Annotated in this window: 18 protein-coding genes; 7 read left to right on the forward strand and 11 right to left on the reverse strand. The window is 59.7% G+C overall.

Annotation, left to right across the window (positions count from 1 at the left end; translation table 11 throughout):
- Positions 1 to 25 precede the first annotated feature (25 nt).
- Together D7241_RS17695 and D7241_RS17700 are read left to right on the forward strand one after the other, a co-directional pair.
- A complete protein-coding gene (locus D7241_RS17695; protein WP_408102630.1) occupies positions 26 to 1,825 on the forward strand; it encodes a copper resistance system multicopper oxidase in 1,800 nt (599 codons plus the stop codon).
- Positions 1,815 to 2,780, forward strand: coding sequence for a copper resistance protein B (locus D7241_RS17700; protein ID WP_408102631.1), 966 nt, complete (start codon positions 1,815 to 1,817; stop codon positions 2,778 to 2,780). The genes D7241_RS17695 and D7241_RS17700 overlap by 11 nt, the downstream gene beginning before the upstream one ends.
- Positions 2,781 to 3,139: 359 nt before the next feature.
- On the opposite strand, the gene mdoH is transcribed toward D7241_RS17700, so the two are convergent.
- The 4 genes from mdoH to D7241_RS17720 all read right to left on the reverse strand — a co-directional run bounded on the left by mdoH (position 3,140) and on the right by D7241_RS17720 (position 10,520).
- Complete coding sequence (gene mdoH, locus D7241_RS17705; RefSeq protein WP_408102632.1) at positions 3,140 to 5,725, reverse strand: glucans biosynthesis glucosyltransferase MdoH; 2,586 nt, start codon at positions 5,723 to 5,725, stop codon at positions 3,140 to 3,142.
- Positions 5,718 to 7,217, reverse strand: a complete 1,500-nt coding sequence (locus D7241_RS17710) for a glucan biosynthesis protein G (protein WP_255979331.1) — start codon at positions 7,215 to 7,217, stop codon at positions 5,718 to 5,720. The genes mdoH and D7241_RS17710 overlap by 8 nt, the downstream gene beginning before the upstream one ends.
- A 289-nt stretch (positions 7,218 to 7,506) precedes the next feature.
- Entirely contained in the window at positions 7,507 to 9,798 is a 2,292-nt protein-coding gene (bglX, locus tag D7241_RS17715) for a beta-glucosidase BglX (RefSeq protein ID WP_408102633.1), read from the reverse strand.
- A gap of 182 nt (positions 9,799 to 9,980) precedes the next feature.
- On the reverse strand, positions 9,981 to 10,520 hold the full coding sequence (locus D7241_RS17720) for a DUF3087 domain-containing protein (RefSeq protein WP_408102634.1): 540 nt from the start codon (positions 10,518 to 10,520) through the stop codon (positions 9,981 to 9,983).
- Positions 10,521 to 10,649: 129 nt separating this feature from the next.
- Here D7241_RS17720 and D7241_RS17725 point away from each other — a divergent pair, with 129 nt between their 5' ends.
- Entirely contained in the window at positions 10,650 to 11,138 is a 489-nt protein-coding gene (locus D7241_RS17725) for an N-acetyltransferase family protein (RefSeq protein WP_408102635.1), read from the forward strand.
- A gap of 67 nt (positions 11,139 to 11,205) precedes the next feature.
- On the opposite strand, the gene wrbA is transcribed toward D7241_RS17725, so the two are convergent.
- Together wrbA and D7241_RS17735 are read right to left on the reverse strand one after the other, a co-directional pair.
- Positions 11,206 to 11,805: an NAD(P)H:quinone oxidoreductase gene (wrbA, locus tag D7241_RS17730; protein WP_255979056.1), complete on the reverse strand. Its 600-nt coding sequence runs from the start codon at positions 11,803 to 11,805 to the stop codon at positions 11,206 to 11,208.
- A gap of 206 nt (positions 11,806 to 12,011) precedes the next feature.
- Entirely contained in the window at positions 12,012 to 12,887 is an 876-nt protein-coding gene (locus D7241_RS17735; protein WP_408102636.1) for an alpha/beta fold hydrolase, read from the reverse strand.
- 397 nt (positions 12,888 to 13,284) lie between these two features.
- Between D7241_RS17735 and D7241_RS17740 the strand changes: the two genes are divergently transcribed.
- Both D7241_RS17740 and D7241_RS17745 read left to right on the forward strand, forming a co-directional pair.
- The gene (locus D7241_RS17740) at positions 13,285 to 15,684 is read left to right on the forward strand and encodes a hypothetical protein (protein WP_408102637.1); all 2,400 of its coding nucleotides are present in this window, start codon (positions 13,285 to 13,287) and stop codon (positions 15,682 to 15,684) included.
- Positions 15,681 to 16,277, forward strand: a complete 597-nt coding sequence (locus D7241_RS17745; protein ID WP_408102638.1) for a hypothetical protein — start codon at positions 15,681 to 15,683, stop codon at positions 16,275 to 16,277. Before D7241_RS17740 ends, D7241_RS17745 begins: the two co-directional genes overlap by 4 nt.
- A gap of 588 nt (positions 16,278 to 16,865) precedes the next feature.
- On the opposite strand, the gene D7241_RS17750 is transcribed toward D7241_RS17745, so the two are convergent.
- Positions 16,866 to 17,576 (reverse strand): LrgB family protein, encoded by a 711-nt coding sequence (locus tag D7241_RS17750; protein WP_408102639.1) that lies wholly within the window; start codon positions 17,574 to 17,576, stop codon positions 16,866 to 16,868.
- Positions 17,573 to 17,938, reverse strand: a complete 366-nt coding sequence (locus D7241_RS17755) for a CidA/LrgA family protein (RefSeq protein WP_408102640.1) — start codon at positions 17,936 to 17,938, stop codon at positions 17,573 to 17,575. The genes D7241_RS17750 and D7241_RS17755 overlap by 4 nt, the downstream gene beginning before the upstream one ends.
- 396 nt (positions 17,939 to 18,334) lie before the next feature.
- On the opposite strand from D7241_RS17755, the gene ccoG reads away from it, so the two are divergent.
- Both ccoG and mapR read left to right on the forward strand, forming a co-directional pair.
- Positions 18,335 to 19,750 (forward strand): cytochrome c oxidase accessory protein CcoG, encoded by a 1,416-nt coding sequence (ccoG, locus tag D7241_RS17760; RefSeq protein ID WP_408102641.1) that lies wholly within the window; start codon positions 18,335 to 18,337, stop codon positions 19,748 to 19,750.
- 87 nt (positions 19,751 to 19,837) lie between these two features.
- A complete protein-coding gene (mapR, locus tag D7241_RS17765; RefSeq protein WP_408102642.1) occupies positions 19,838 to 21,247 on the forward strand; it encodes a GntR family transcriptional regulator MpaR in 1,410 nt (469 codons plus the stop codon).
- A 23-nt stretch (positions 21,248 to 21,270) separates the two neighbouring features.
- Here the strand turns inward: mapR and D7241_RS17770 are convergent, their stop codons facing one another.
- The 3 genes from D7241_RS17770 to D7241_RS17780 form a co-directional block, all read right to left on the reverse strand.
- On the reverse strand, positions 21,271 to 22,050 hold the full coding sequence (locus D7241_RS17770) for a PhzF family phenazine biosynthesis protein (protein WP_408102956.1): 780 nt from the start codon (positions 22,048 to 22,050) through the stop codon (positions 21,271 to 21,273).
- A 139-nt stretch (positions 22,051 to 22,189) separates the two neighbouring features.
- Positions 22,190 to 25,315, reverse strand: a complete 3,126-nt coding sequence (locus D7241_RS17775; RefSeq protein WP_408102643.1) for a transglycosylase domain-containing protein — start codon at positions 25,313 to 25,315, stop codon at positions 22,190 to 22,192.
- A 140-nt stretch (positions 25,316 to 25,455) separates the two neighbouring features.
- The gene (locus tag D7241_RS17780; RefSeq protein ID WP_408102644.1) at positions 25,456 to 26,205 is read right to left on the reverse strand and encodes a Zn-dependent hydrolase; all 750 of its coding nucleotides are present in this window, start codon (positions 26,203 to 26,205) and stop codon (positions 25,456 to 25,458) included.
- Positions 26,206 to 26,207 lie beyond the last annotated feature (2 nt).

Here is a 26,207-nt window from a genome sequence, read left to right on the forward strand (position 1 = left end):
GGACAGCTGACAGAGCAGGGCCATCATGCAATCCACATCTTCGCGGCGAACCTTCGTCAAAAGCCTGGCCGCCGGTGGCATCGTTGCCGGACTGGGCATCTGGCGTCAGCCTGTATGGGCCGTAGCGCGCCCCGGTCAGTCGAGCGAAAAGGGTGTGCTGGCCGGCACCCAGTTCGATCTGACCATCGACTCGCTCGGTGTCAACTTCAGCGGTCGCGAACGCACCGCCATGGCCATTAACGGCAGCATTCCCGGCCCGCTGCTGCGCTGGCGTGAAGGCGATACCGTGACGCTACGGGTACACAACCGTCTGCTACAGAACACCTCTATTCATTGGCACGGCATCCTGCTGCCGGCCAACATGGACGGCGTACCCGGCTTCAGCTTTGCCGGCATCGCACCGGACGGCATGTACGAATACCGTTTCAAGGTGAAGCAGAGCGGCACTTACTGGTACCACAGCCACTCGGCCTTTCAGGAGCAGCTCGGCGTCTACGGCCCGCTGGTGATTGATCCGCTGCAGCCGGAGCCTTTCCAATACGAGCGCGACTACGTGATGATGCTCACCGACTGGACCGACGAAAGCCCGGCGCGGGTACTCGACAAACTGAAAAAGCAGTCCGACTACTACAACCGCGGCCGTCGCACGGTTGGCGACTTCATCAACGACGTGGCCGAGCAGGGCTGGCGCGAGACGCTCGGCAATCGCTGGGCCTGGGCCAAGATGAAGATGACGCCCACCGATCTCGCCGATATCAGCGGTGCAACCTATACCTATCTGCTCAACGGCCAAGCGCCGGACGGCAACTGGACCGGCCTGTTCGAAGCTGGCGAGCGCATCCGCCTGCGGCTGATCAACGGCTCGGCGATGACTTATTTCGACTTCCGCATCCCCGGCCTGAAGCTCACCGTGGTGGCCGCTGACGGTCAGAACGTCGAGCCCATGGAAGTCGACGAGCTGCGCCTGGCTGTGGCGGAAACGGTCGACGTTCTTGTCACCCCGGATGGCAGCCAGAGCGCTTATACCCTCTTCGCTCAATCCATGGACCGCAGCGGATTCGCCCGCGGCACGCTGGCAGTGCGTGACGGCCTGAGTGCACCGGTACCCGAGATCGATCCACGGCCGGAGCTGAGCATGGAAGACATGGGCCATGGCGAGATGAACCACGGCGATATGGCCGGCATGGATCACTCCGCCATGGGGCATACCGGCATGGCAGATGCCGGCGGAAAGATGGAGATGCAGGCTCATCCCGCGAGCGAGAACGACAATCCGCTAGTGGACATGCAGACCATGATGCCGGCGCCCAAGCTGAATGATCCCGGCATCGGCCTGCGCGACAACGGTCGCCGTGTTTTGACCTACTCCGACCTGCGCAGCACATTTCCTGACCCTGACGGTCGTGAGCCGATGCGTACCATCGAGCTGCACCTGACCGGTCACATGGAACGCTTCGCCTGGTCGTTCGACGGCATTCCCTTCGCCGATGCCGAGCCGGTCCGCCTGAAATACGGTGAGCGGGTCCGCTTCGTGCTGGTCAACGACACCATGATGCATCACCCCATTCACCTGCATGGCATGTGGAGCGACCTGGAGGACGAACACGGCAACTTTCAAGTACGCAAGCACACCATCGACATGCCGCCCGGATCGAAACGCAGCTACCGCGTAACCGCCGATGCCCTCGGGCGCTGGGCTTATCACTGCCACATGCTGATGCACATGGATCTCGGGATGTTCCGTGAAGTCCGCGTTGAGGAATCGGAAAAGCACGTGCACACGCCGCAGGCGGGCGCTGAAAAGGGGCATCAGCATGACCATTAAGATACCGCTGGCCATCGCCTTGACCCTGAGCGCTGCGCTTAGCCAGGCGCAAGAATCCATGGATCATTCGAGCCACACGGAGCATGGCAATCATGCACCGGTCGCTTCCGAGCCGATGGATCACTCGGGAATGAGCCACAGCAGCGCAACGCCTATTCCGAGCGATATGGATCATGGAACCATGGACCATTCAGCCGATGAGATGCCGCATCCACCCGCGACCGGTATTCCACCAGGGCAAGCGAGCCGCCCGCCCGTACCGACCATCAGGCCCGACGACCGCACCGCCGCCTTTCCTGCCCTGCCCGCGCACCAGATGCATCAGGGAGGCACGCACTTTCTGTTCGTCGCCGACGAGCTGGAATGGCAGGACGCCGACGATGGCAGCAGCCTGGCCTGGGATATCAGCGGTTGGGCCGGTGGCGATATCGATCGCCTGGCGTTTCGTTCCGAGGGTGAGCGGACCAACGGTCATACCGAAGAGGCCGAACTGCAGCTGCTCTGGAGCCATGCCATCAGCCCCTGGTGGGAAACCGTTGCCGGGATTCGTCAGGACTTCAAACCCGGCTCGCCGCAAACCTGGGCCGCCTTCGGCATACAGGGGATGCTGCTGTATGGCCTGGAAACCGAAGCCACCGCCTTCATCGGCGAGGGCGGCCAGAGCGCGCTGCGCCTGGAGGCTGAGTACGACATCCTGCTGACCCAGCGCTGGGTCTTGCAGCCCACCGCGGAAATCAACCTGTACGGGCGCAACGACGATCGCCGCAGCGTGGGTTCAGGCCTGAGCGATGTCGGCGTCGGGCTGCGCTTGCGTTATGAGATCAACCGGCAGTTCGCGCCCTACGTGGGGGTCATTTGGGACCGCGCCTACGGCAATAGCGCAGACTTGCTACGCGCCGAGGGGGAAGATACGAGCGAAGCCCGCCTGGTGGCGGGTATCCGATTCTGGTTCTGAGGCCCGGCACATGCTTAAAACCATCACGACGCTGCTGGCGGCTGCCCTCGGCATACCTTGACATCCATCATCACGCCGATGGCAGCCAGCACGTTCATTGACGGGGCTGCCTGCGGGGTTTGGAACGGCTTCGCGAGCAAGCTCGCTCCTACGGACTTGTTCGCGTCTATCGGCAGGTCTGAGGCGGTGGGCCACCGGCCCCGAGGATGTACACACCGAGCATGTAGGAGCGACCTCGGTCGCGAATATCGATGCGCTGGAGCGCCGGCCCGATTATGGCCCGGCGCAGCCTATGGAACGCGTCGCGAGCTAGCTCGCTTTTACGAGGAGCCCGCGATTACCGCGTTGCCTCAAGAGCGCTAACTCTGCAGGCTCTCGACTGGCGACGCTTGCGTCACCTCGCTTACGCCAAGTGGACGATAGGCATCGCGCCACGTCTGGTAACGCTGGTCCTGCCAGACGCGCTGATGCAGGTGCGCCATGCCGTCCGGGTCATTGAGCAGGCGCCAGCGTGCCGCTTCGGCCGCGCCGTTGGGCCCGGCATCGAGGATCTGCAGCATGCGCTGCTCGCGCAGCACCTCGGCGCCTTTCACTACCTTGGCATGCCGCGCCCGCGCCATGCCGCACACCAGCGCGTTGTAGATCGGGTCCACCGTCGCAGCGATAAAGCCATCGTGCAGCGCATTTTCCTGGTTCTGCCGGGTATAGCGATCGGTCGAAGCCAGCTCCTGCGGCGGGTTGAATTCCTCGGGAATCAGGAACAACTTGCACCGGAAGGCAGCCAGGCCGAGCCCGGTGCGACTGGTGATCACCGAGACCGGCGCCGAGAGGATCAGCGACACCACAATGGGTGCCAGCCACCACAGAAATGCCGGATCGAGCCAAGCCACCAGCGCCGTCCAGAGCACGCCCAGCAGCATCTGCGAGCCGTGCCGACGTAGCGCTTCGCCCCATGGCGTGGCGTTGTCGGCGCGCTGGGGCGAGTTCCACTGCACGGACCAGCCGAGAAACGCGGCGGTGACGAATACCGTGTGAAACAGCATGCGTACCGGCGCTGCCAGCATCGAGAACAGCGTTTCCAGCAGCATCGACAACAACAAGCGAATACGTCCACCGTACTCGTGCGCGCCTTGGATCCAGATCAGCAGTACGCTGAGAAGTTTGGGCAGGAACAGCAACGTCAGCGTCGCCGAGAACAGCGCGATGGCTTCACGCGGATGCCATTGCGGCCACAGCGGATACAGCTGGTTCGGTTGCAGGAAGTATTCTGGAACCATCAGCGTATGGATCGCCAGCAGCCCGGTCGACAAAGCCAGGAAAACAAACCAGAGCGGTGCCGATAGATACGACATGACGCCGGTAAGGAACACGAACCGATGCACGGTATGCATGCCCTTGACCAGAAACAATCGGAAGTTCATCAGGTTGCCGTGGCACCAGCGGCGGTCGCGCTTGAGCTCGTCGAGCAGGTTCGGCGGCAACTCTTCGTAACTACCGGGCAGGTCATAGGCGATCCACACGCCCCAACCAGCCCGCCGCATCAGCGCGGCTTCGACGAAGTCATGAGAAAGGATATCGCCGGCGAACGACCCTTTGCCGGGTAGCGGCGCCAAAGCGCAGTGCTCGATGAAGGGCTTGACCCGGATGATCGCGTTATGCCCCCAGTAATGGGATTCGCCCAGCTGCCAGAAATTGAGGCCGGCGGTGAACAACGGTCCGTAAACCCGCGTAGCGAATTGCTGCATCCGTGCATAAAGCGTATCCATGCCCGACGCCTTCGGCGCGGTCTGGATGATGCCGGCACCAGGGTTGGCTTCCATCAGCCGCACCAGGCTCGTCAGGCATTCGCCACTCATTACGCTGTCTGCGTCGAGCACCACCATGTAGCGATAGCTGCTACCCCAGCGGCGACAAAAGTCATCGATGTTGCCGCTCTTGCGCTTCACCCTGCGCCGACGGCGGCGGTAGAAGATGTGGCCGAAGCCGTCGACCTCGCGACACAACTCCAGCCACGCCTTCTGCTCGGCAACGCAGGTGTCCGGATCGTTGCTGTCGCTGAGAACGAAAATGTCAAAATGCTTGATCTGCCCGGTTGCCTTGAGCGACTCGTAGGTGGCACGCAGTCCAGCAAATACTCTCGGTACATCCTCGTTGGCGATGGGCATCACCAAGGCCGTGCGTGCGTCGTCCGGAATCGGCTCGTCACCGAGGGTGGTGGCTGAAATGTTGTAGCGATCACGACCCTTGAGTAGCTGGAAAAAACCCATCAACGCGGTCCAGAACCCTACCGACACCCAGCAGAACAGCAATGCGAAGAGCAGCAGGATGCTCGTCTGCACCACATACGGAAGAATCTGACTCGCCGACTGCTGCAGCGGTTGCTGAAACACCTCCTGCAGATTCACCAGTGCCCAGCCCTGATAAGGCAGCACGGATTTCATATGCCAGGTTGCGATGACAGTCTGCACCAGCATCAGCAACAGCAGGATGCTGCGACGAACCCCGGCAACCTGACGCCATCCGGAACGGTTGATTTCCGGCGTTGGCGGTATGTCGACCGCGCGGTTCTTCTTACGCAGCAGGCGCCACCAGCTCAGGCGCAGCACGTTGGTATGCCAGGGCTCCGGCACCATCCGGGTGCGCACGATTGGCGGCGTTGACTGAATACAGACGCGGTCCTGGTGATCGCGCGAAAGCGCCCGGCCACGCTCCAGGGTTTCGCCCCAGCCGAGCTTCAGCCGCGCGGCGACCGAGCCCAGCAAACCGCCTGCGCTCGGCTCACTATCGCCAACGGTCGGTGCGGTACGGGCCAGGACGCGATGCAGATCGTCCAGCTCGCCGCCTTCTCGCTCCGTCTCGCGAGCCAGGGCTTCGCGCTGTTCGGCACTGAGCGGCAGTTGGTCGATATAACGTCCCGTAATCGGTGGCTCCACTGGGTTATTCATGGGACGGAATCTGGTAGCTCCAGGTTTCGGAAAGTGTCTTCTCGCCTTCCACCAGGGCTGCCCGCAGCTCTACCGGCCGGGCTGGGTCGCGCACCTTCAGCCGCAAGGTCAAGCGCCAACCCTTGGTCACGGGGTTGTGCCGCAGGTTGTTTTCCACCAGCTCGGCGTTATCGCCGACACTGACCTGGGTGCTCACCAGCGCATCCGCCGGCAGCTTGGCCAGATTTGGACCAACGAAATCGACGATTAGCGCGGTGCTGCCGTCGGGCTGACGGATCAAGTTGGATTGCTTGACGTCACCAGCGGAAAGGCGCGTCTGCATGACCCAGGCTAGCGCCGGGTCATGGAGCGCCGGCTCGTCCATGGTGAAGTGCAGGGTATAACCAAAATCCAGCGGCGTTCCCGGCTGCGGCGGCTCTTCGGGGACCCAGAAAGCAACGATGTTGTCATTGGTTTCATCGGGTGTCGGAATCTCGATCAACTCCACTCGCCCCTTGCCCCAATCGCCACGCGGCTCGACCCATCCGCTTGGGCGTAGATCGTAGCGATCGTCCAGATCCTCGTAACGGCCAAAATCCCGAGTGCGCTGGAGCAGGCCGAAGCCACGAGGATTTTCGACGCTATAGCTACTGATCGATAGACGCTTGGGATTGTTCAGCGGTCGCCAGATCCATTCGTTGTCGCCCGTATGAATCGCCAGCCCTTCGGAGTCGTGAAGCTGCGGTCGATAGTTGAGCTGGCTGCTGGGCTGGTTGGCGCCGAACAGATACATGCTGGTCAAGGCACCGATGCCGAGTTTTTCGACCGGTTGGCGCAAGTAGACTCGCGCCTGCACGTCGACAGTGCTGTCCTTACCGGGCGTCACCACCATGCGGTAGGCGCCAGTTGCACGAGGTGAATCCAGCAGCGCGTAGATCACCAGATTGCGACGGTCGGCCTGCGGCCGTTCCACCCAAAATTCGCGGAAGCGCGGAAACTCCTCCCCACCGGGCAGCGCGGTATCGATCGCCAGGCCTCGCGCCGACAAGCCATAGACCTGGCCTTTTCCAACCACGCGGAAATAGCTGGCGCCGAGCAGCGTCATCAACTCGTCCGCCTTGTCCGGCTTGTTCAGCGGATACAGCACCTTGAAACCGGCGAAGCCGAGATTTTCCAGCGCCGCGGGCTCGATCTGCACCTTGCCGAAATCGAACATTTCCGGGTCGTAGCGAATCTCTTCGACACCCGCAGCGGTGATCTCGTTAATTTTTACCGGCACGTCGAAGTGCATGCCCTGATGGTAGAACTGCAACTCGAACGGCGTCTCCGCCTCGTGCCACAGTGCCTTGTCGCCACGAAAGCGCAGTTGCTGATAGTCACCGAACGCCATGCTGCGGAATACCGCCGGCAGATTGCTCTGTGGTGCTACGTAGCGTTCTGCAGCCAATTTCTCGGCTTTCACGGCAACGTCTTCGATACCGAAAGCCCAGCTATTACCCGTCACCAGAGCCATGGACAGGCTCAGCGCCACGCCCAGTACCCCACCTTTGCGAGCGGCTGTTATGAAATTAAAAAAACGTGACACATCGCCTCCTGAGCTACACGATTTCCTCCGGCCGCTATCCGGCCGGTTTGCTTTCGTTGGTCTGCCGCAGCGGAAAATGATTCCCCGGCCCGTGGTTAGTAATCGAAGCGGCGAGATCATCCCATGCCGGCAATTGGCCGGATAGCTACCTCTGGGACGATTTTTTCCTGCAGCCCGCCCCGGGCGGGCTGATATCGGATTGGCGCAACCATCGCAATCACTCCAGCACGAAACGCTGCTGCTTCACGTGCTGCGAATCCAACCCGATCTGCACCTCGAACTCACCCGGCTCGGCCACTGGATGCAGCTGGGCATTGACGAATTTCAGGTCGTCTTCGTCGATGCTGAAACGAATCTCGCGCTCCTCGCCCGCCTTGAGGGCAACCTTGCGAAAAGCCTTGAGCTCCTTCACCGGGCGGATCACCGAGGCCACCAGATCCTGAATGTACAGCTGCACGACAGTGGCACCATCGCGCTGGCCGGTATTCTTTACCGTCACGCTTGCCTCAAGCGTGCCTTCGCGTGGCAGGGTCGGACTCGACAAACGCACCTCGGACAGTTCGAAACCGGTGTAACTCAAGCCATAACCGAAGGGGTACAGCGGGCCGTTGGGCTCTTCGAAATACTGTGAGGTGTAGTTGCCAGGCTTGCCCTCGACATAAGGCCGACCGACGCGCAGGTGGTTGTAGTAGGTGGGAATCTGCCCCACCGAACGCGGGAACGAAATCGGCAGCTTGCCGGACGGGTTGTAATCGCCGAACAGCACGTCGGCAATGGCATGACCGCCTTCGGTGCCACTGAACCAGGTTTCCACGATTGCATCGGCGTTCGCCTTTGCCCAGTTGAGCTCCAGCGGCCGGCCGTTCATCAGCACCAGCACCAGAGGCTTGCCGGTTTTTTTCAATGCCTTTAGCAGCGCCTGCTGACTCGGCGGGATTTGCAGGCTAGTGCGGCTCGATGCCTCGTGGGACATGCCACGCGATTCACCCACCGCGGCGACGATCACATCGGCCTGCTCGGCGGCGGCTACCGCTTCGGCAATCATCTCGTCCGCTGGACGAGGATCCTGCACCACCTCGGGATCGTCCCAGTTGAGGAAGTTCAAGTACTCGACCATATGCTGGTCGTCGGTGATGTTGGCCCCGCGCGCATGGAGCAGGACCGCCTCGTCGCCCAGCGCGTCGAGCATCCCTTGGCGCAAGGTCACCGACTGTTTAGCGACGCCCGCCGCCGACCAGCTGCCCATCATGTCCACGTGCGAATCCGCCAGCGGGCCGACCAAGGCGATGGTGCCTCCCTTCTTCAACGGCAGCGTTTGGTCGTGGTTCTCCAACAGCACGATCGACTGGCGAGCAACGTCTCTCGCGGCCTCGCGGTGCAGACGGCTTTCGGCGTTAGTGTCTTTTGGGTCATCCCGGGCTACGCCAATTCTCCGGTAGGGGTCGTGGAACAGGCCCATGTCGTATTTGGCGCCCAACACTTCGCGCACAGCCGTGTCGATTTCGCCGATTTCGATGTCGCCCGCCTCTACCAACCCCGGCAATTCCTGGCGATACAACGAGTCGGCCATGCTCATGTCGATACCAGCCTTGATCGCCAGCCGAGCGGCCTCGCGCCCGTCGCGTGCCACACCGTGGCGCATCAGTTCGCTGATGGCGCCGTGGTCGCTGACGGTGACGCCATCAAACCCCCAGTCTCGCCTTAGCAGATCCTGTAGCAGCCATGTATTGGCGCTCGCCGGCACGCCGTTGATGGAATTCAGCGCGACCATCACCCCGCCCGCCCCCGCGTCGATGGCGGCGCGATAAGGCGGCAAAAAGTCCTGGTGCATGCGCATCGGGCTCATATCCACCACGTTGTAGTCACGCCCGCCTTCAACCGCGCCATAAAGGGCGAAATGTTTGACGCTGGCGGTCACGCTGTCAGAGGCCGCAGGCGATTCGCCCTGATAGGCCTTAACCATGGTGCGGGCGATTTCCGAAACTAAATAAGGATCTTCGCCATAGCCTTCGGAGGTGCGGCCCCAGCGAGGATCGCGGGAAATATCGACCATGGGCGCGAAAGTCATATCCAGCCCGTCGGCGCTGGCTTCGATGGCCGACACGCGCCCGCTCTTGGCAATTACGTCCAAGTCCCAGCTCGACGCCAACCCCAGGCCGATGGGGAAGATTGTCCGATGCCCATGCACAACGTCGTAGGCGAAGAAGATCGGGATTTTCAGCCGGCTTTGCAGCGCGGCATCCTGCATTGGGCGATTGTCCTGGCGGGTGACGGTGTTGAAGGTACCGCCAATATGTCCTGCGGCCAGCTCCTCGAGAATGCGTGGTCGTGGCATGTCTGCGCCGATGCTGATCAAACGCAACTGCCCGATCTTTTCTTCAAGGGTCATTTGTTCGATCAAGCTGGCAATGAAGGCTGGTTTGTCATCCAGCAAATCAGATCCGGTCTCGGCGGCGACAGCATGAAGCGAAAGGCCGGCGATTAAACCGAACAGATAAAGCCTTTTCATTAGAAGTTCCTGGCTTACGAGGCGTTTTGGCATTCTGCGTGGCAACCGGATTTACCGGCTAGCCACTTGCCGAGTATGAATGCCTCAGCCTGTTACAAGCCAGAGGCCAGCAATGGGAAGGGAGACGCTGCGAGCTAGCGATACTGCGGCGCGTGCGCGAAGGCGGAGCACAGGCAAGGCGCTTAGGCCGTTGCAGCGAAGCGCTTCACGGATTCGAGCCAGTCGGAGTCCAGCCGGTTCTGATCGGTTTCAATTCCACGCGCATCCAACGCTTCCCGGTGTCGATCGATCTCGCGAGCTGCCTCACTCAGGGCCGCGCTGTTGCTGTCCAGCTGATGCATCTGCGTCAAACCCAAATGGTAGAAACGCAACAACTTCATCGCATCTGGATCGCCAACGGCCACACCGGACGTGACGTGATGCATAACGTTAGTTACACGCATCAAGCTGCGCTTGAGGCGCCAGCCATAGACCGCACAACTCATCCAGGGCTGCGTCCAGTACACCGAACGCACCAGCGCAATGGTTATCAGCAGCCCGGCTGCGACGCCCAGGGCATTCAAACGAAGGTTATCCCCGCCCGCCTCGCCGAATATTCCGATCGCCACGGTGGCCATTCCCATGGCCAGCACTGCGAAAGTCGCCGCGACGATCAGCGTGCTGCGGCGAGTCTGCTGGCGGTAAGTTTCGGGACTGAGCTGCTTGATCTCGAATATCACCATGAGTTAATCCTTGGTTGACGATGAACAGGATGACTTCTGCATTATCACCGTAATGCACAACCGTTGCCTGACGATGAGCAGCGGAGCTCCACCTGGGTTGATGGCGTACGGGACAATACGGAGAAGCACATGCGCCGACTGGCAACCCCAGCCGATTTCGATCGCGTTTACGACATTTACATGCACAAAGAAGTAGTGCCCTTTCTCGGCTTCGACCCGATGCCGCGGGAGGGCTTCGGCAAGGTGTTCGATCCATTGTTCGAGAGCGGCTGCTTCTACGTGTACGAAGTCGGGGGCTGCGTACAGGGCTTTTACAAGGCGCAACGGCATTTAGGACGCGCCGCGCATGTTGCCTATCTGGGAACCCTGGCGGTAGCGCCGCAGGTGAAAGGCAGCGGGATAGCCAGAACGATGATGGGCGATGCCCTCTCCCGGCTGCGCAACGCCGGTATCACCCGAGTCGAGTTGACAGTCGAGGCAGATAATCCGCGTGCGATCGCCTTCTACGAACGCTTCGGGTTTATCCACGAAGGTACTCAACGGGCCGCCTACAAGCGTGCCTCCGATGAGAGCTGCGTTGATGAACTGATGTATGGCTTGTTGCTAAACGAGCGGTGAGTCGCGACTGATCAGGATAAGCACGCGGTGTAGACGGCCTGAACCGCCCAACACCGCGTCGACAGCTTTAGTTTTTCAACTTTGTCGTGACCTGAGCCACCAGCTCACCCTGATAGCGAGCAATGGTCAGTTCCTTGTTCGATGGTTGACGCGAGCCATCGCCACCCGCGATGGTCGATGCGCCATAAGGCGTACCGCCGTTGGTTTCAGAGATATCGAAGAACTCACCGATCCCATAGCCGGTCGGCACGATGATCATTCCGTGGTGCGCCAGGGTGGTCCATGTGGAGGTGATAGTCATCTCCTGCCCGCCGCCGGTTCCGGTGGAGGTGAATACGCTGGCAACCTTGCCGTGCAGCGCGCCCTTGGCCCAGAGGCCGCCGGTCTGATCGAGGAAGTTGCGCATCTGCCCGGACATGTTGCCGAAGCGTGTCGGCGTGCCAAAAATGATCGCATCGTAATCGGCGAGCTCGGCCGGGCTCGCCACCGGCGCGGCCTGATCGACCTTTCCGCCTGCGTTCTTGAAAGCTTCCGCCGGCATGGTTTCCGGCACGCGCTTGAGGGTCACTTCGGCGCCCTGAACGCGGCGCGCGCCTTCGGCTACCGCGTTGGCCATGGTTTCGATGTGACCGTACATCGAGTGGTACAGCACGAGAATCTTCGCCATCTCTGTTTCCTCTTTCTGGGTTGTATATTCGGTAGGACTCAACAATCGTTCGATAGCCTCTGAGTGATATCAGCCCGGCGAGGGGTTAAAGCGCTATCGGGCGATGATTGAGGTCATCTTCTATTGGAATGCTCGACCCATGGGTGGATTTTCCAGCATAAATAGATCTGAAAATTCGATAAATAAACGTTGCTTGTCGTTTTCGGTTACGCCAGAAATCCCAGCGCCTCCTCCAGCAACAGATCGGGCACCTCTTCCGGTATGTAATGACCGGCCGGCAGCGCTTTGCCCTGTACGTTCGTCGCTACCTCGCGCCACTCCTTCAGTGGATCGAAGCAACGTTCGATGACGCCTTTGGTGCCCCAGAGCACCAGCAATGGCGCTTCGATGCGCCGGTCTGCGGCGCGGTCTTCGCGGTCGTGCTGAAGATCGATACCGGCACTCGCGCGATAGTCCTCGCAAAACGCATGGATAGTGCCGGGCAGCTTCATGCAGCGCAGGTACTCGGCATAGGCGGCATCGCTGAAGGGATGCACATGGTCGGCGCGGGTGGCCACGGCGGTGCGCAACACCAATTCGGGATCGGCTTCGAGCAGCGTCTCCGGCAGCGGCGCCGGGCGAATCAGGAAAAACCAGTGCCAATAGGCGCGAGCGAAGGTCTCGTCAGTCTGGCTGTACATGGCCAGGGTTGGCGCGATATCCAGCAAAATCAGCCTGCGCACTGCTGCCGGATGGTCCATCGCCAGCCGATGGCTGACCCGCGCCCCGCGGTCATGGGCGATGATGTCGAAGTGGTCAAAGCCAAGCGCCCGCATCAACTCGACTTGATCGCGCGCCATTTCCCGTTTGCTATAGGCGATGTGATCTCTGCCGCCCTCCGGCTTGCTGCTATCGCCGTAGCCGCGCAAGTCAGCCGCCACGACGGTGAAACGTTCAGCCAGCTGATCGGCAACTCTATGCCAGATGACATGGGTCTGCGGGTAGCCGTGAAGCAGTAGCAAGGGCGGCCCGGAACCCGCTTTGCGATAAGCAATTCGCACGCCGTTGACTTCGCACTCGTCTCGCTGAAACTGCTCGAACATGGGATCACTCCTGGTGGTGGCTGTTAATCCTAGGCGTAGATTGTCCGAGCGCAACAACAGCCATCAGACAAGCCAGCGGAAGGTGGAAGATGAGATACATCGTCTCGTACAGCGTCCTTTTCACTGGATGCTGTAGCCAAACCCGTGCTGCCTCGGATATCGGCGGCATGACCATCAGTTAAACACACGAAATTAGCAGCCCGACTGCGCAACTCATTGCGCAGTCGGGGCTATTGCTGCGAATCAGGCCATAAAACTGCGCTGTTCAATTGCATCACAGGACTGCTTTGTCGCATGGTTTGCGCGGCCAAGTGAGAGCTGAGCTTAGCCGGTTAATCGGACGGAAAAACAAGCGCGGACAATGATGTCCGCCCCATGCAGAACAAGGATCGTGGCGATGCCTGACAGCGTTATAAACTGGAGTTATCCCTTTGCCGGCAATGCCGCCAGCCCGCTCGCAAACTTGACCAGCCTGGCCAAAGCCAACGGCGGACATTATCCAATGGGGGCGAACGGCCTGTGGCATGGCGGAGTGCATTTTGACAAAGGCACCGACACGGTCTTCGATCAGTCCAGTGTTCGTTGCATCGCCGATGGTGAAGTAATCGCTTACCGTATCGACGAGCAATATCCGATCAGCGAATACACAGGCGACATCCCGCTGATCAAACGCGCACCTTTCTCCACGGGGTTCGTCTTGGTGAGGCATCGCTTGGCGCTACCACCGCTAGGCAAAACGTCTACGTCCATCGCGCCAGCGCTGACCTTCTACAGCCTGTATATGCATTTGCAGGACTGGGCCGGTTACCAGCAACGAACAACCCTGCCACGTCCGGAATTCTGGGGTGACGGGACATATCGGGTCGAAACCCAGGGCTCGAGCCTCAATGTGCGCGCCGAGGCCAGCCAGAACGCGCCCATTCTGGCCGCTTTAGCCAACGGAGCACGGGTCAAGATCGGTGCCATCAATGGCGGTTTCCGCAAACTGCTGAGCATCGTCAGCGGCTCGTCGGTACCAGCGCTGGAGCCTACCGGCGGCGAGGAAAACCTGCCGGGTTACCTCGCGAGCAAATTTCTTAAAGCGCAATACGAACCCCAGACCAAGGACAAGGTAGTGGTATTGGACACTCCGATATCGATCAAGGCCGGTGCCCTTATCGGCCACCTTGGCCAATATCAGAATCAAAGCGAGGGCATGCCTCAGGCGCTGCTGCACCTGGAGGTGTTCAGCTGTGAGGACGTACCCGCATTCATCGCGTCGAGCCGAGCACACGCCGCTCGCCTGCCGGACGAACAAAAAACCCTTCTGAAAATTCATAAGGGCGCCAGCAAACTTATCCCGCACCGCGCAGGTATTAGCGCCAGCAACCCACCCAATATCAGCGATGGGGGCGTCACAATCGGCGTTGACCTGATCCTCCCGCAAAGCCTGCTCGACAACCTGCCCGCCAACGCCAAGCTTGTCGTGCCGCCCAGCACCGAGGGCGTGTCGGGTACCCCAGAGATCCGCTGGTGGCGGCTCGATAATCTGCTGGCTGACCAGGACGGCAAACCGATCAGCGGCTGGCTGGCCGAACAGGAGATGATCACCACTCGCCACAGCCCTTGGGAATGGGAGGGCTACGACTTCATCGAAAATAGCGAACGCTCAGCCGGGGCTTTGGCCTATCACCTCGAAGCCCTCCGCCGTTTGACTGATGATGAGCGGGCCAATTATCAAAGCATGATCGACTTGTCCGACAAAGGCCCGATCAAGCAGCGCTTGCACGCCATCCTTGACGGAAACGGCGACCGGAAAATCACCCTAGAAGAAATCCGCACCGCCATAAGTAAACCCTGGCACGCCCAGTCCATCGCCCAGCTGATTACCCGCCACGAAAGCGAATGGTTCTGGAATCCGGGCAAATGGGATGAGTTGGATGAGCTGATGGACCACAGCCCAACCGTCCCGAACCTGGATTGGGTTGAAGAGAAAAAGCGGATAGAGAAACTAGCGTGGTGGAAGGATTTGGCCGGGAAGTATGGGATAGCGGCGGATGGGGTCGCTTGGCATTTTCACACACTGGAATTGATAGGAAAGTTCCACAAGACTGAAACCCCATTAATTACAATGGAGATGTTGCAAATTACCAAGCCGAGCAGCAATAAAAACTATTATGAGGAAATATTACCCTATCTCAATGAGTATGCTCACGCTTATAAAGTAAATACGCCGCTAAGAATTGCTCATTTTCTTGCCCAAATTGGCCATGAGAGTGGGTTCAGGGTGCGCTCAGAAAACGGCAACTATAGTGCTACACGAATGCGCGAGATTTTTGGATGCAAAGGCGGTAAAGATAATTATGTAAAAGCGACGGATGAGTGTTCTTTAGGACGCTTGCGAAATAGGCTTTGGACACACGAATCCGAATACGCTAACAACCCAAGAAATCTGCTTAGCTTCGTATATGCCTCAAGAATGGGAAATGGTGACGAGGCCAGCCAGGAAGGATATAAATTCCGCGGCAGAGGAATTATTCAATTGACAGGAAAAAATAACTACCGGAAATATACAGAAATCCATAATCGCGCCAACCCTAGCGACGCGCAGAATTTCGTAGAAAACCCAGACATGATAGCCACTATAACTAGGTATGGTATTGAATCAGGGTTTGTTTATTGGGCGATGGTGAAGGCCAACGATATAGCTGACACGGACAAACCCACTGATCTAACCCTAGCCATTAACGGCGGAATGAATGGTCATAGTGACCGCGTTGAATGCTTAAATAAACTGAAAGAGCATATGAAACTATGAATAGCGACCATAAAAAGCCAGCACTAGCGCTTATTCTATTTTTTCCACTATCCTTTTCTGCTTACTGCCAAGTCACTCTTACGCTGCCTACAGAAAATAAAACCAATAGCCAGCAGCCAAACACCCTTTGCATGGCGGGAGAGAAAAGCATTTTCACATGCTTTACCGGAAAAAAAGCGGCATCACTGTGCATCAAAAAGGGCCGAAACGATTTGTTCGTTCAGTACAGATATGGAACTAGCAAGAAATTAGAACTTGCTTATCCTACGACGCAAAGGAATTCTGCCGGGAAGTTTATGCTAAGCACTACGCCATACCCTGGAGGTGGGGCAAATCGGATTCGCTTCGTCAACGGCGGGTACAATTACTTCATGTATGACATTACAAAGTCCAAGGTAGACTCTGACGGGCAATCATATCCCATATTTATGTCCGGCATCTTGGTCAGAAAAGACGGTAGAAATATAGCGTCGTTATATTGCGACAATGAAGATGCAGGAATTTCATCGATAGCATTCGATATTTTTAATGAAGAAAATTTTGATCGCAACATAGATATGAGTGGCGCTGCTCTGCCAGGCCATTCGCCATAACGCTTAACGAAGCGGCCAGGATAATTAGTGCCATGAAGAATTGATCGGCCCGGCCAAATAACCTCCTAAAATCACCGCGTGAAAGGATCAAATTTCCTAGATTATGTGGAACACCTATAGAGCCTTAATGCTATTCGCCACTGTCTTACTCCTCGCTTTTAGCGCAACTGCAGCCAATGACATACCTCCTTATGCGATGGAAATGAAGACAAAACGGATTAATAGCCTTTTGTTCCGATATACACGATTTAATGCCGAGTCGCCCTTTCCGTGCTTGCGGCTTGAACTAATAAAGCCTCTGGATAAGTGGGAAATTGTTGATAAAAAAGACATATGCGAGATGAATGATTTATCGTTAGCTAGCGGCTACACATACTCGGCTTTTGAAGATATCCACTTCACCAATACCTCACTTATCTTCAAATTCAACTATTACTCAAAAACCACTCCCAGCGAATTTTCTCAGGATTGCTCCGTCCAGGCAGTCGATGATCAAATAAAGCTCATCGGATGCACAAATGCAAAACCAGTCGAATAATATGAAGGCAATGTAGCAAAGAGACCAAAGGGTATCCCCGGCGCCGCAAATCACCCAAAACTCAGCGGCAAAAACAGCGCAATCAGAATCCCCAGCAGACTCATTCCCAGCGCGGCGAAGGCGCCACATTCATCGCCCTCTTCCAGCGCGCGCGCCGTGCCGATGGCGTGGGCATTGATGCCATAGCTCAGGCCGCGCGCCGCCGGATGTTTCACACCGGCCCAGCCCATCAGCCATGGTCCCAGCGCAGTACCGATAACGCCTGTGAGCATGACGAAAACCGCTGCCAGCGAAGCGAGACCGCCAATTTGCTCGGCCACCAGCATGGCGATTGGCATGGTTGCTGCCTTGGGTGACAGACTCATCAATACCGACAAGTCCGCACCCAGCGCGCGGGCTATTACCAGTGTCAGGAAAACGCCAAGCACGCCGCCGCTAACCAGCGTGATGAGGATTGGCCAGAACAATTGCTGGATGCGCCTGAGATGGCGATACAGCGGCACCGCCAACGCCACCGTTGCGGGGCCGACCAGCACGGCGATCATCGAGGCACCCTCGCGGTAGCTCGCATAATCGATTCCGCATAGGTAGAGCGTTCCGACAACCAACAGCATTCCTATCATCACCGGCTGCAGCACCAGCCAGCCGCTGCGCCGGTACAGCGCCAGCGCCAGTTGGAATGCGATCAGCGTCAGCACCACGGAAAACAGCGGGTGATCCAACGTCATCGCCCAGACCTGGCTCCATTCCAGACGACTCATGCCTGCTCCTCCTGCCGCCGATCCATCCGCCGGATGAGGAGTTGCATCAGCCAGCCGCAGAACGGCACGGTCACCATGAGCGACAACACCAGGCCGGCCGCAATGGCGGGCAAGTCAGCCAGCAAGGCATCGCTGTTGGTCATGATTCCCGCCGCCGGTACGATCAGCAACAGCGGCAGGTATTGCAGCAGCAGCGCGGCGGTTTTTTCGAGAGGCTCAGGAATGCCACGGCGCAGTAACAGCAGGCCGAACAGCAGCACCATGCCGATGATCGGACCGGGTAACGCAGGGAGCAGCGAGAGATTGATGACGCTGCCAAGCAATTGCAGCACTACCAGCCAGGTCAGGCCTTTGAGAATCATGATGTTTCCTTAATCGACAGCAGAACAGAACGCAGATTGGCCAAAGCCAGACGACGGATGGCAGCACGCGCCCGCGACCGATGCAAGCGTAGGACTATCACCCGGCGCAGCGGCAGCGAAACAGGTGCAGATAGGCACGAAAAAAGCGGATCACAGATCTGTGAACTTTCCAATTTGCCTGTGGCGTAGCGCCGCAGGCCTGCCCGTGCCCTTTGCCAGCTTGGAAAGCGAACCTGGCCGCGAGCCCAGACGGCGGGCCGGATGCTTCGCCAACAGGCATCTGCATAATCATTCACACGTTATCTGATCCGTATTTTTGGCGTTTACCTGAGCCTGTTATGCACAGCATCGTGGATTGATTATCCGCCCCGTCTGAATGCCTGATGGGGCGACACAATGACCGAACGAATTCCCGCCACGATCATCAACAGCGTTGATCCGAGCAAACCCATACGCCTAACACCTGCCCAGACTGGCGGACCGATTCATACCCGCAGTTTCACTGGCCTGTTCCGCACTCTGCGCCTGCTGGGCGGCGGCCTTTTGTTCCTGCTCTACTTCGGCACCCAGTGGCTGAATTGGGAGGGTCGACAAGCGGTGCTCTGGGACCTCGGCAAACAGCAGTTCCATATCTTCGGCGCCACCTTCTGGCCGCAGGACTTCATCCTGCTGTCGGCATTACTGATCATCGCGGCCTTCGGCCTGTTCTTCGTCACCGTGCTGGCCGGCCGCGTATGGTGCGGCTCCGCCTGCCCACAAAGCACCTGGACCTGGATTTTCATGTGGGCGGAGAAGGTCACCGAGGGGGACCGCGGCCAACGAATCAAGCTCGACGTCGCGCCCTGGACAGCCGCGAAACTGTTACGCCGCACGGCCAAGCACGTGCTCTGGCTGGCGGTGAGTCTCGCCACGGCACTCGCCTTCGTCGGCTACTTCACCCCGGTACGTGAGCTAGTGCGCGACCTGCTCACGCTGGATGTGGGCCCGACCGCCGGTTTCTGGCTGTTCTTCTTCACCGCTGCCACCTACATCAATGCAGGATGGCTGCGGGAACAGGTCTGCCTGCACATGTGCCCTTACTCGCGCTTTCAGAGCGTAATGTTCGACGCCGACACCCTGGTGGTTTCCTACGACGCCGCCCGTGGCGAAAATCGCGGTGCACGCCGCAAGGGCAGCGATCCGAGCGCGCAGGGCCTTGGCGACTGCATCGACTGCACGCTGTGCGTGCAGGTCTGCCCAACCGGCATCGACATCCGCGACGGCCTGCAACTCGACTGCATCAGCTGCGGTGCATGCATAGACGCTTGCGACAGCGTGATGGACAAAATGGGCTACGCACGCGGATTGGTTCGCTATACATCCGAGCGAGCGCTGCAAGGTGGTAGGACGCGGCTGCTTCGACCGCGCCTAATCGGCTACGCAGCGGCACTGCTGCTGATGATCGGCGCCTTCGTCTGGGCGCTGGATGCTCGACCAATGCTGTCGCTGGATGTCACCAAGGACCGCACCCTGTATCGCGAAAACGTGCAGGGGCAGATCGAAAACATGTACAGCCTCAAGGTCATCAACAAGACCCAACAGCACCGGCAGTACGCGATATCGCTCGGCGAGGGTCCATTCGAGCTGCACGGTCGACGCGAAATAAGCCTGGCTCCCGGCGAGATCGCCGATCTGCCGGTCAGCGTGGCACTCACCGATGCCAGCCATAGCCGGGCGCTGAGCCGCAGACTGCAGTTCGAGGTTCACGATCTGGACGATCCGCACAGCGCCGTCAGTACTCACAGCACCTTCGTCGCGCCGGCCAATCCGTGAGCGCGTCATGATCCGCTTAACCCGAGACGCACCGTCCGCGCTTCGTGCAGTATCGTCACCCAGCATTGCCGCCGCTGAGCCAGACGCATGAAGCGCTACGAAAAATTCGCTGACGAGATAGCCGAAATGATCCGCACCGGCGTACTGGGGCCGGGGGAAAGAGTGCCGTCGGTGCGCCATGCCAGCCGCACCTATGGAATCAGCCCGTCGACGGTGTTCCAGGCTTACTACCTGCTTGAAGATCGTGGCCTGATTCAGGCGCGGGCACGTTCCGGCTACTTCGTTCGCGAACACGCCAAGCGGCCGCTGCACGAACCCGAGATCGGCCCACGGCTGGCCGAAACCACCGAGGTCGGCGTCAGCGAGCTGGTGTTCTCGGTGCTCGCCTCGCTGCGTGACCCTGACACCGTGCCCTTCGGCTCGGCCTTTCCCAGCCCGGAGCTCTTTCCCCTACAACGCCTGGCGCGCTCCATGGCACAGTGCGTACGCGACATGCCGGCCAGCGCGGTAGTCGCCGAGATGACGGCCGGCAATCCGGACCTGCGCCGGCAGCTCGCCCTGCGCTACATGGTCAGCGGCGTGATGCTGCCGATGGACGAACTGGTGATCACGACAGGCGCCATGGAGGCGCTGAATCTGTGTCTGCAGGTCGTGACCGAGCCGGGCGATCTGGTCGCCATCGAAGCGCCCGCCTTCTACGCCACGCTGCAGGTACTGGAGCGGCTCAAGCTCAAAGCGGTGGAAATTCCGGTGCATCCGCGCGAGGGCATCGACCTGGAAACACTCGCTGACGGCCTCGCCAAGCTTCCGATCAAAGCGTGCTGGTTCATGAGCAGCCTGCAGAATCCGCTGGGTGCGAGCATGGGCGAGCCGAAGAAGTTGCAGCTTTACGAGCTGCTGCGACAGCACCAGGTGCCGCTGATCGAAGACGACGTCTACGCCGAGCTCTATTTCACCCAGGAACCGCCCAAGCCCGTCAAAAGTCATGACCGCGACGGTTTGGTCATGCACTGCGGCTCATTCTCCAAAAGCCTTGCGCCGGGCTATCGCATCGGCTGGGTCGCCGGCGGTCGTTACGCCGAGCAGATCAGCCGACTCAAGTTGATGACCACCATTTCACCTTCGGTCCCGGCCCAGGCAGCCATCGCCGATTACCTGCAGCACGGCGGCTACGACCGTCACCTGCGCAAGCTGCGACACGCGCTGGAAATGCAACAAGGCGCCATGCTCGCCTCCGCCGCTCGGCATTTCCCGGCGACTACGCGGGTCACACGCCCCAGCGGCGGATACTTCCTGTGGTTCGAGTTTCCGGAGCAGGTCGACTCCCTGCAACTGCTGCAGCTTGCTCTCGCCCAAGGCATCAGCCTCGCCCCAGGTCCGATTTTTTCGGCCACACAACGGTTCCAAAATTGCGCGCGGTTGAACCATGGCTACCCCTGGGATGCGCGCAGCGAGAAGGCGATGGAGTTGCTTGGACGAATGATCAAGTCGTTCTAGGGTGGCGCCTCATGAACGACGGCTTAGACCTCAATCGTTCCCTGCAAGTACTGCACCGCCCGCCCGGCAACGAAGACTCGCTCCCCTTCCACCCGGCAATACAGCAGCCCGCTGCGACGCGAGGCCTGCAGCGCGACCAGCGACGATTTGTCAAGACGTCCGGCCCAGTACGGCGCGAGGCCAGCATGAATCGAGCCGGTGACCGGGTCTTCATCTCCACCATTGGCGGGCCAAAAGTAACGTGAGACGAAGTCCTGCTCACGCCCCGGCGCGGTGATCACCACATCCAGGGGCGCGAGCGTTTTGAAAGCAGCCAGATCCGGCGTCAGGTCGCGTACTTGATTCTCGTCCTCGTATACGGCGAACCAGGCCTGACGATTCTTCAGAATGGCTTGCGGAACGATGCCAAGGCCGTTGAGCAGTTCCGCTGGAGGATTTTCTACTCGCTCCGGCTCACGATTGGGGAAGTTCATTTCAAGCAGGCCGTTGTCCTGTTGCACAACGCTGACGTCCCCCACCGCGGCGGCCCGAAAGGTCAGCGGCGCCGTCGCCATTCCCTGACTGAGCAGCACGAAGGCGCTGGCCAAGGTTGCGTGACCGCAGAAGTCAATTTCGGTCAAGGGCGAGAACCAGCGGATGTGATAGGCACCGTCCGGTTCGCGGACCAGAAAGGCCGTTTCCGACAGGTTGTTCTCGATAGCGATCGACTGCATCTGCGCATCGCTCAGCCATCGCTCCAGCGGCACCACCGCAGCGGAGTTGCCCTTGAACAGCTCATCGGTGAATGCGTCGACTTGGTAGATCGGCAGTTTCATGCTTGGCCCTCATCCCGGCGTGCGCCCGCCGTCGGGCGCGCTGATCGAGCCAGTCTCGCCGAGCGGGAAGCGCCCGGCAATCTTCCTGAGTGACAGGCAGCCGGCGACGCAGAGGTCGCCGGCTGGGTCAGGAACTCGACGCCATACTCGCAGTGAGTGTTGGCTTGATCGGCTCTGCCGGCGGCTGGCATTGCGTCTGCGCGCCGACCTGTAGATAGGGCTGAAGAATCGGCGCCATACCCTTTAATACCTGCACCGGCAGCGCCGAGGTAAAGCGGAAGCTGTCTGCGCCGCGCCCTGGAACATAAGCGGTCAGGGTGCCGAAGTGGTTCGGCCCGAGATAGAAGACGAAAGTTGCGGTCCGGTTGATCGCTAGCGAGCTGATCAAGCGGCCACCCGCGCCAACGGTCTGGATACGGTTATCCCCCGTTCCGGTCTTGCCGCCGACCCGCAGTGATTCACCATCCGCTTGCAGAAAGGTGTCTCGCAGACGTCGCGCAGTCCCCCCCTCGACCACAGTGGCCAACGCTTCACGCAAGGCCGCCGCGACTTCGCTGTGCAGTACCCGAACGCCAGCGTCCGGCTTGATCCCCAAACGGGTCTCATAAGGCGTGTCGCTGGCGAAATGCAGACTGTCGATCCGCACGCTGGGCAGCCGTACGCCATCGTTGACGATGATACCCATCAACTCCGCCAGCGCGGCGGGACGATCACCGGAGCTGCCCAGTGCGGTTGCCAGCGACGGCACCAAATGATCGAAGGGATAACCCAGCCGCTGCCAGCGGCGATGGATATCGGTAAATGCCTCCACTTCCAGCATGATGCGAATGCGGCTGTCACGGGCGCTCTTGTGTCGGCTGCGGAACAGCCAGCCATAGACTTCCTGACGTTCGGCGGTGCTGGCGGTAATCACCTCGGAAATACCCGCGTCGGGGTTCTTGATCAGATAACCCAGCAGCCACAAGTCCAGCGGATGCACGCGCGCGATATAGCCCTGATCCGGCAGGCTGTAAGTGCCGGGGCCGTAGCGGGTGTACAGAGAATCGAGCGCCTTGTCGGTGAGCTTGGCGTCAGGCAAGCCTTTCTTGAGGAAACGATCGAAGGCGGCGCGATCCGCCTCCGGCATCAGATAGCGATGCACGGCAGCGAGCCGGGGCGGCGTTGGACGCATGCCGTCGAGTAGCACTTCGATGCGCTCGTCGGCGGTCTTGCCTCGGTATTTTTTCCAGAACCGCTGAAGGAATACCGAGCCCTCGCGATCGGCGAAACGCCTCAGGTATTCGCGCCGCTCGGGATTGTCATCGCTTTTCAACAACTCGGCGCCGTTGGACGTCTGGTAAGTGCTGTAGCTCACCAGGTCGCGCATCAGCCGCACAAATGGAAGGTTGATCGACTCCTGCAGAGCCTCGCGCATGGTCGGCAAACGGCCATCATCCTGGTGGCGGAAGTTGCCGAAACGGTGCATTCCGGCTCCAGTGAAGAAGCGCTCGGTCGGGCTGGCGGAATAGCGCCGTTCCAACGCCGCATCGAGCATCGCCGGCAGGTTGCGGTCCTCGTTCTGGATCAGATAACCCAGAGCCCAGCGCGTCAGTGGATCGACCGCCTCGGCCTTGCGCAAATCACTGACCTCGCTCCGCGCGTAGCGGTCGTGCAGCTCGGCGATGACCTCGAGATAGGTAGTCAGCACGCGCAGCTTCGCCGTGGAGCCCAGCTCCAGCTTGCTGCCCTCGTTGATGTCGAATGGCTGGTTGGTGTTGTCGGTCTGTACCCGCACGCGGAAACCCTGCTCGCCGCGCTCGAACAGCGTGAAGCTGTAGCGGACGTCAGCGGTGCGCTCCGGTGACAACATGCGCTCGCCGAACAGCCCGACCTCACCGGCGAACTCCGGCTCTGCCAGGCGCTGAAGATATTCGCTGACCTGCTTCTGCAATTCGCCATGCAGCGGCGTGGTCGCGGCCAAATCTAGGCGATCCAGTTCGTACAGCGACACGCCGAGCAGACTGCTCAGGCGCATACGCGCGGCAGTGATGCCCTTGCTGGATGGCACTTCGCGGATGCCCGGTTCAAGGCGCAGATCGCGGAAGCTGACCTTTTGCTGCAGCGCCGCGTTGCGCAACCGGGTGCCGATCACACCGCCGTTGGCCAGCAAGCGAATGTGGCTGTCGGTGAGTTCAGCCATGTCATCACGACCCGCACCCAGGTAATAGGACGGGCGGCGCTGCGCGATCAGTAGCGACAACACCTGACGAAGCGCCAGACCCTGAGCCTCCAAACTGGTGCCGGCATTGCGGCGCGAATCGAGCAGACGGTTGACCTCGGCGAAGTCGGCACCGAACCAGAGGCGCAAGCCATCGGCGATGCCATGTACCTCGCCGTGGCCGTAGGCAGCGGACAGCGGAACGCTGTTGAGATAATCGCGGACGATGCGCTTGCGGGTATCCATCGTCTGCGGGCCTTCGCGATAGGTACGCACGCTCGCCGAAACCATCTGCCGGATTTTTTCCTCGGCGCTACCGGTCCGGCCTTCAGGAGAGTGCCGGTACTTTTCCACTTGCGTGGCGAGCGTACTGCCTCCAGCCGCCTGGACCGGCAGGCCGAGCTTCTTCTCGACCTGGCTCACCGCGGCCATGGTGAAACGCGGCCAGTCCACCGCCGGGTTGGCACGGGGGCGCTCGGCATTAAGCAGGCCGCGATCCTCGATGAACAGCAGACTCATCGCGATGACAGGCGGTACATCATTGAACGTTTCGTAGTACTGATGCGGGTAACTGTTGGCGTACAGCGGCTCGCCGCGGCAGTCTTCGATCGTCAGCCCGGCCTGGGATTTCTCCGGATAAGGCACAAAAAAGCCACGACTGGCGTACCGCTGCAACGCTGGCGAAAAACGCACTTGCTGCTCAATGTCGAAGCCACGCTCCGTCAGTCGCTGCAAAAAGGTCGGCAGGTCGGCGTAGCCCAGACGACGGTCGAAAGGCCCGGCCTCGGGAAACAGGATATTGGCACTGGCACCCGGCGCGACCTGATAATCGAGATTTTCCGCGTAACGGCTCAGCCAGAGCGCCTGCAACTTTGATGTATGCATCTCATGCCAAGCGGCATAGCCACCGCCCGCAAGCAACGAAACGCCCAGCACCATGCTCATACGACGTGCCAAGCGGCTGCCGTGCGAGGGCTTCTTACCGGGTTTTTTGATGGATGGCGCTCGTTTGCTGCCACCTACCCGGGATGTATCGGTCCGCCATACTGCGCCCATCTTTTCCGGCCTGGCTTTCAAGAGAAATCACAGGCTTAAGCTTAGCTGGAGGCGCTTCGTTCAGCGTGCCAAGCAGACGAACGGAGGCGCTCAAAAACGGGCCTGACAGAGCAGTGACACGATGCAATCAAGGCTCGTTTTTATTCAATCCAGCGCGGGTAAAAACCCAGCTGAGACTGCAATTGCACATCCTGTATTTGCAAGACCTCGACAGGCAGTGGCTTTGGGCTATTTTCGCTATCGGCAGCATCGCCACGAAAGAAGTAGCGCTGCCCATTATCCAGCTTAAGAAACAGCCCCAAGGCACCATGTCCGGGCAGTTTTACCAGCACCAGCCGTTCGTCGCCTAACAGGTCGAGGCTTTCCTCAAACCCATAAAAAGGACGCCGTTCGAAGCGCAGTGGTTGCCATTTAACCCCATGGGCGAATTGCGCCGGGATTACCGCGGGCGGCGTTGCGGTGCTGGCGTAATGAATGCTTTCCGGATTGGCCAGAACTGGCAGATCGGCGAAGTCAGCCAACCCGGACGCGTATTCCCAACGGGCACACCCCAGCACGACCCGATCGATACTGATGCCATCGCGATTAAGCTGATCACGCACAGGCTGCACGGCCCCGTAGCGCTTTTCCCGCCAGGGAATCGCGCTGTCCAGCTGCGTATCGATCTGCCGGCCTAAGCCCGTGCCGAATAGCAGCCGACTGCCCTGATGCTCGATCAAGACGGCAATGTGGTTGATGATTGGCGGCTGTACCCAGCCACCGTCACGCCAGGCGAATTCACCACTGGAAGTGGTCTGGGCGGTGCGAACCAAACTGAAGCGCAGTTCCGCCGCGCTCACGGTTCCGGCCGATAAAATCAATAACAAGCCAATAATTCTCAGGCTGCGCATGG

The organism is Stutzerimonas sp. VN223-3 (genome assembly GCF_045999685.1).
GTDB lineage: Bacteria > Pseudomonadota > Gammaproteobacteria > Pseudomonadales > Pseudomonadaceae > Stutzerimonas > Stutzerimonas stutzeri_AR.

Excerpts from the sequence above, each read along its gene's own strand:
- bglX (WP_408102633.1), bottom strand. The coding sequence starts at position 9,798 with ATGAAAAGGCTTTATCTGTTCGGTTTAATCGCCGGCCTTTCGCTTCAT.
- D7241_RS17735 (WP_408102636.1), bottom strand. The coding sequence starts at position 12,887 with ATGTTCGAGCAGTTTCAGCGAGACGAGTGCGAAGTCAACGGCGTGCGA.
- D7241_RS17725 (WP_408102635.1), top strand. The coding sequence starts at position 10,650 with ATGCGCCGACTGGCAACCCCAGCCGATTTCGATCGCGTTTACGACATT.
- D7241_RS17695 (WP_408102630.1), top strand. The coding sequence starts at position 26 with ATGCAATCCACATCTTCGCGGCGAACCTTCGTCAAAAGCCTGGCCGCC.
- ccoG (WP_408102641.1), top strand. The coding sequence starts at position 18,335 with ATGACCGAACGAATTCCCGCCACGATCATCAACAGCGTTGATCCGAGC.
- D7241_RS17755 (WP_408102640.1), bottom strand. The coding sequence starts at position 17,938 with ATGATTCTCAAAGGCCTGACCTGGCTGGTAGTGCTGCAATTGCTTGGC.
- D7241_RS17745 (WP_408102638.1), top strand. The coding sequence starts at position 15,681 with ATGAATAGCGACCATAAAAAGCCAGCACTAGCGCTTATTCTATTTTTT.
- wrbA (WP_255979056.1), bottom strand. The coding sequence starts at position 11,805 with ATGGCGAAGATTCTCGTGCTGTACCACTCGATGTACGGTCACATCGAA.
- D7241_RS17775 (WP_408102643.1), bottom strand. The coding sequence starts at position 25,315 with ATGGGCGCAGTATGGCGGACCGATACATCCCGGGTAGGTGGCAGCAAA.
- mapR (WP_408102642.1), top strand. The coding sequence starts at position 19,838 with ATGAAGCGCTACGAAAAATTCGCTGACGAGATAGCCGAAATGATCCGC.
- D7241_RS17750 (WP_408102639.1), bottom strand. The coding sequence starts at position 17,576 with ATGAGTCGTCTGGAATGGAGCCAGGTCTGGGCGATGACGTTGGATCAC.
- D7241_RS17720 (WP_408102634.1), bottom strand. The coding sequence starts at position 10,520 with ATGGTGATATTCGAGATCAAGCAGCTCAGTCCCGAAACTTACCGCCAG.
- D7241_RS17780 (WP_408102644.1), bottom strand. The coding sequence starts at position 26,205 with ATGCGCAGCCTGAGAATTATTGGCTTGTTATTGATTTTATCGGCCGGA.
- D7241_RS17740 (WP_408102637.1), top strand. The coding sequence starts at position 13,285 with ATGCCTGACAGCGTTATAAACTGGAGTTATCCCTTTGCCGGCAATGCC.
- mdoH (WP_408102632.1), bottom strand. The coding sequence starts at position 5,725 with ATGAATAACCCAGTGGAGCCACCGATTACGGGACGTTATATCGACCAA.
- D7241_RS17700 (WP_408102631.1), top strand. The coding sequence starts at position 1,815 with ATGACCATTAAGATACCGCTGGCCATCGCCTTGACCCTGAGCGCTGCG.
- D7241_RS17710 (WP_255979331.1), bottom strand. The coding sequence starts at position 7,217 with ATGGCTCTGGTGACGGGTAATAGCTGGGCTTTCGGTATCGAAGACGTT.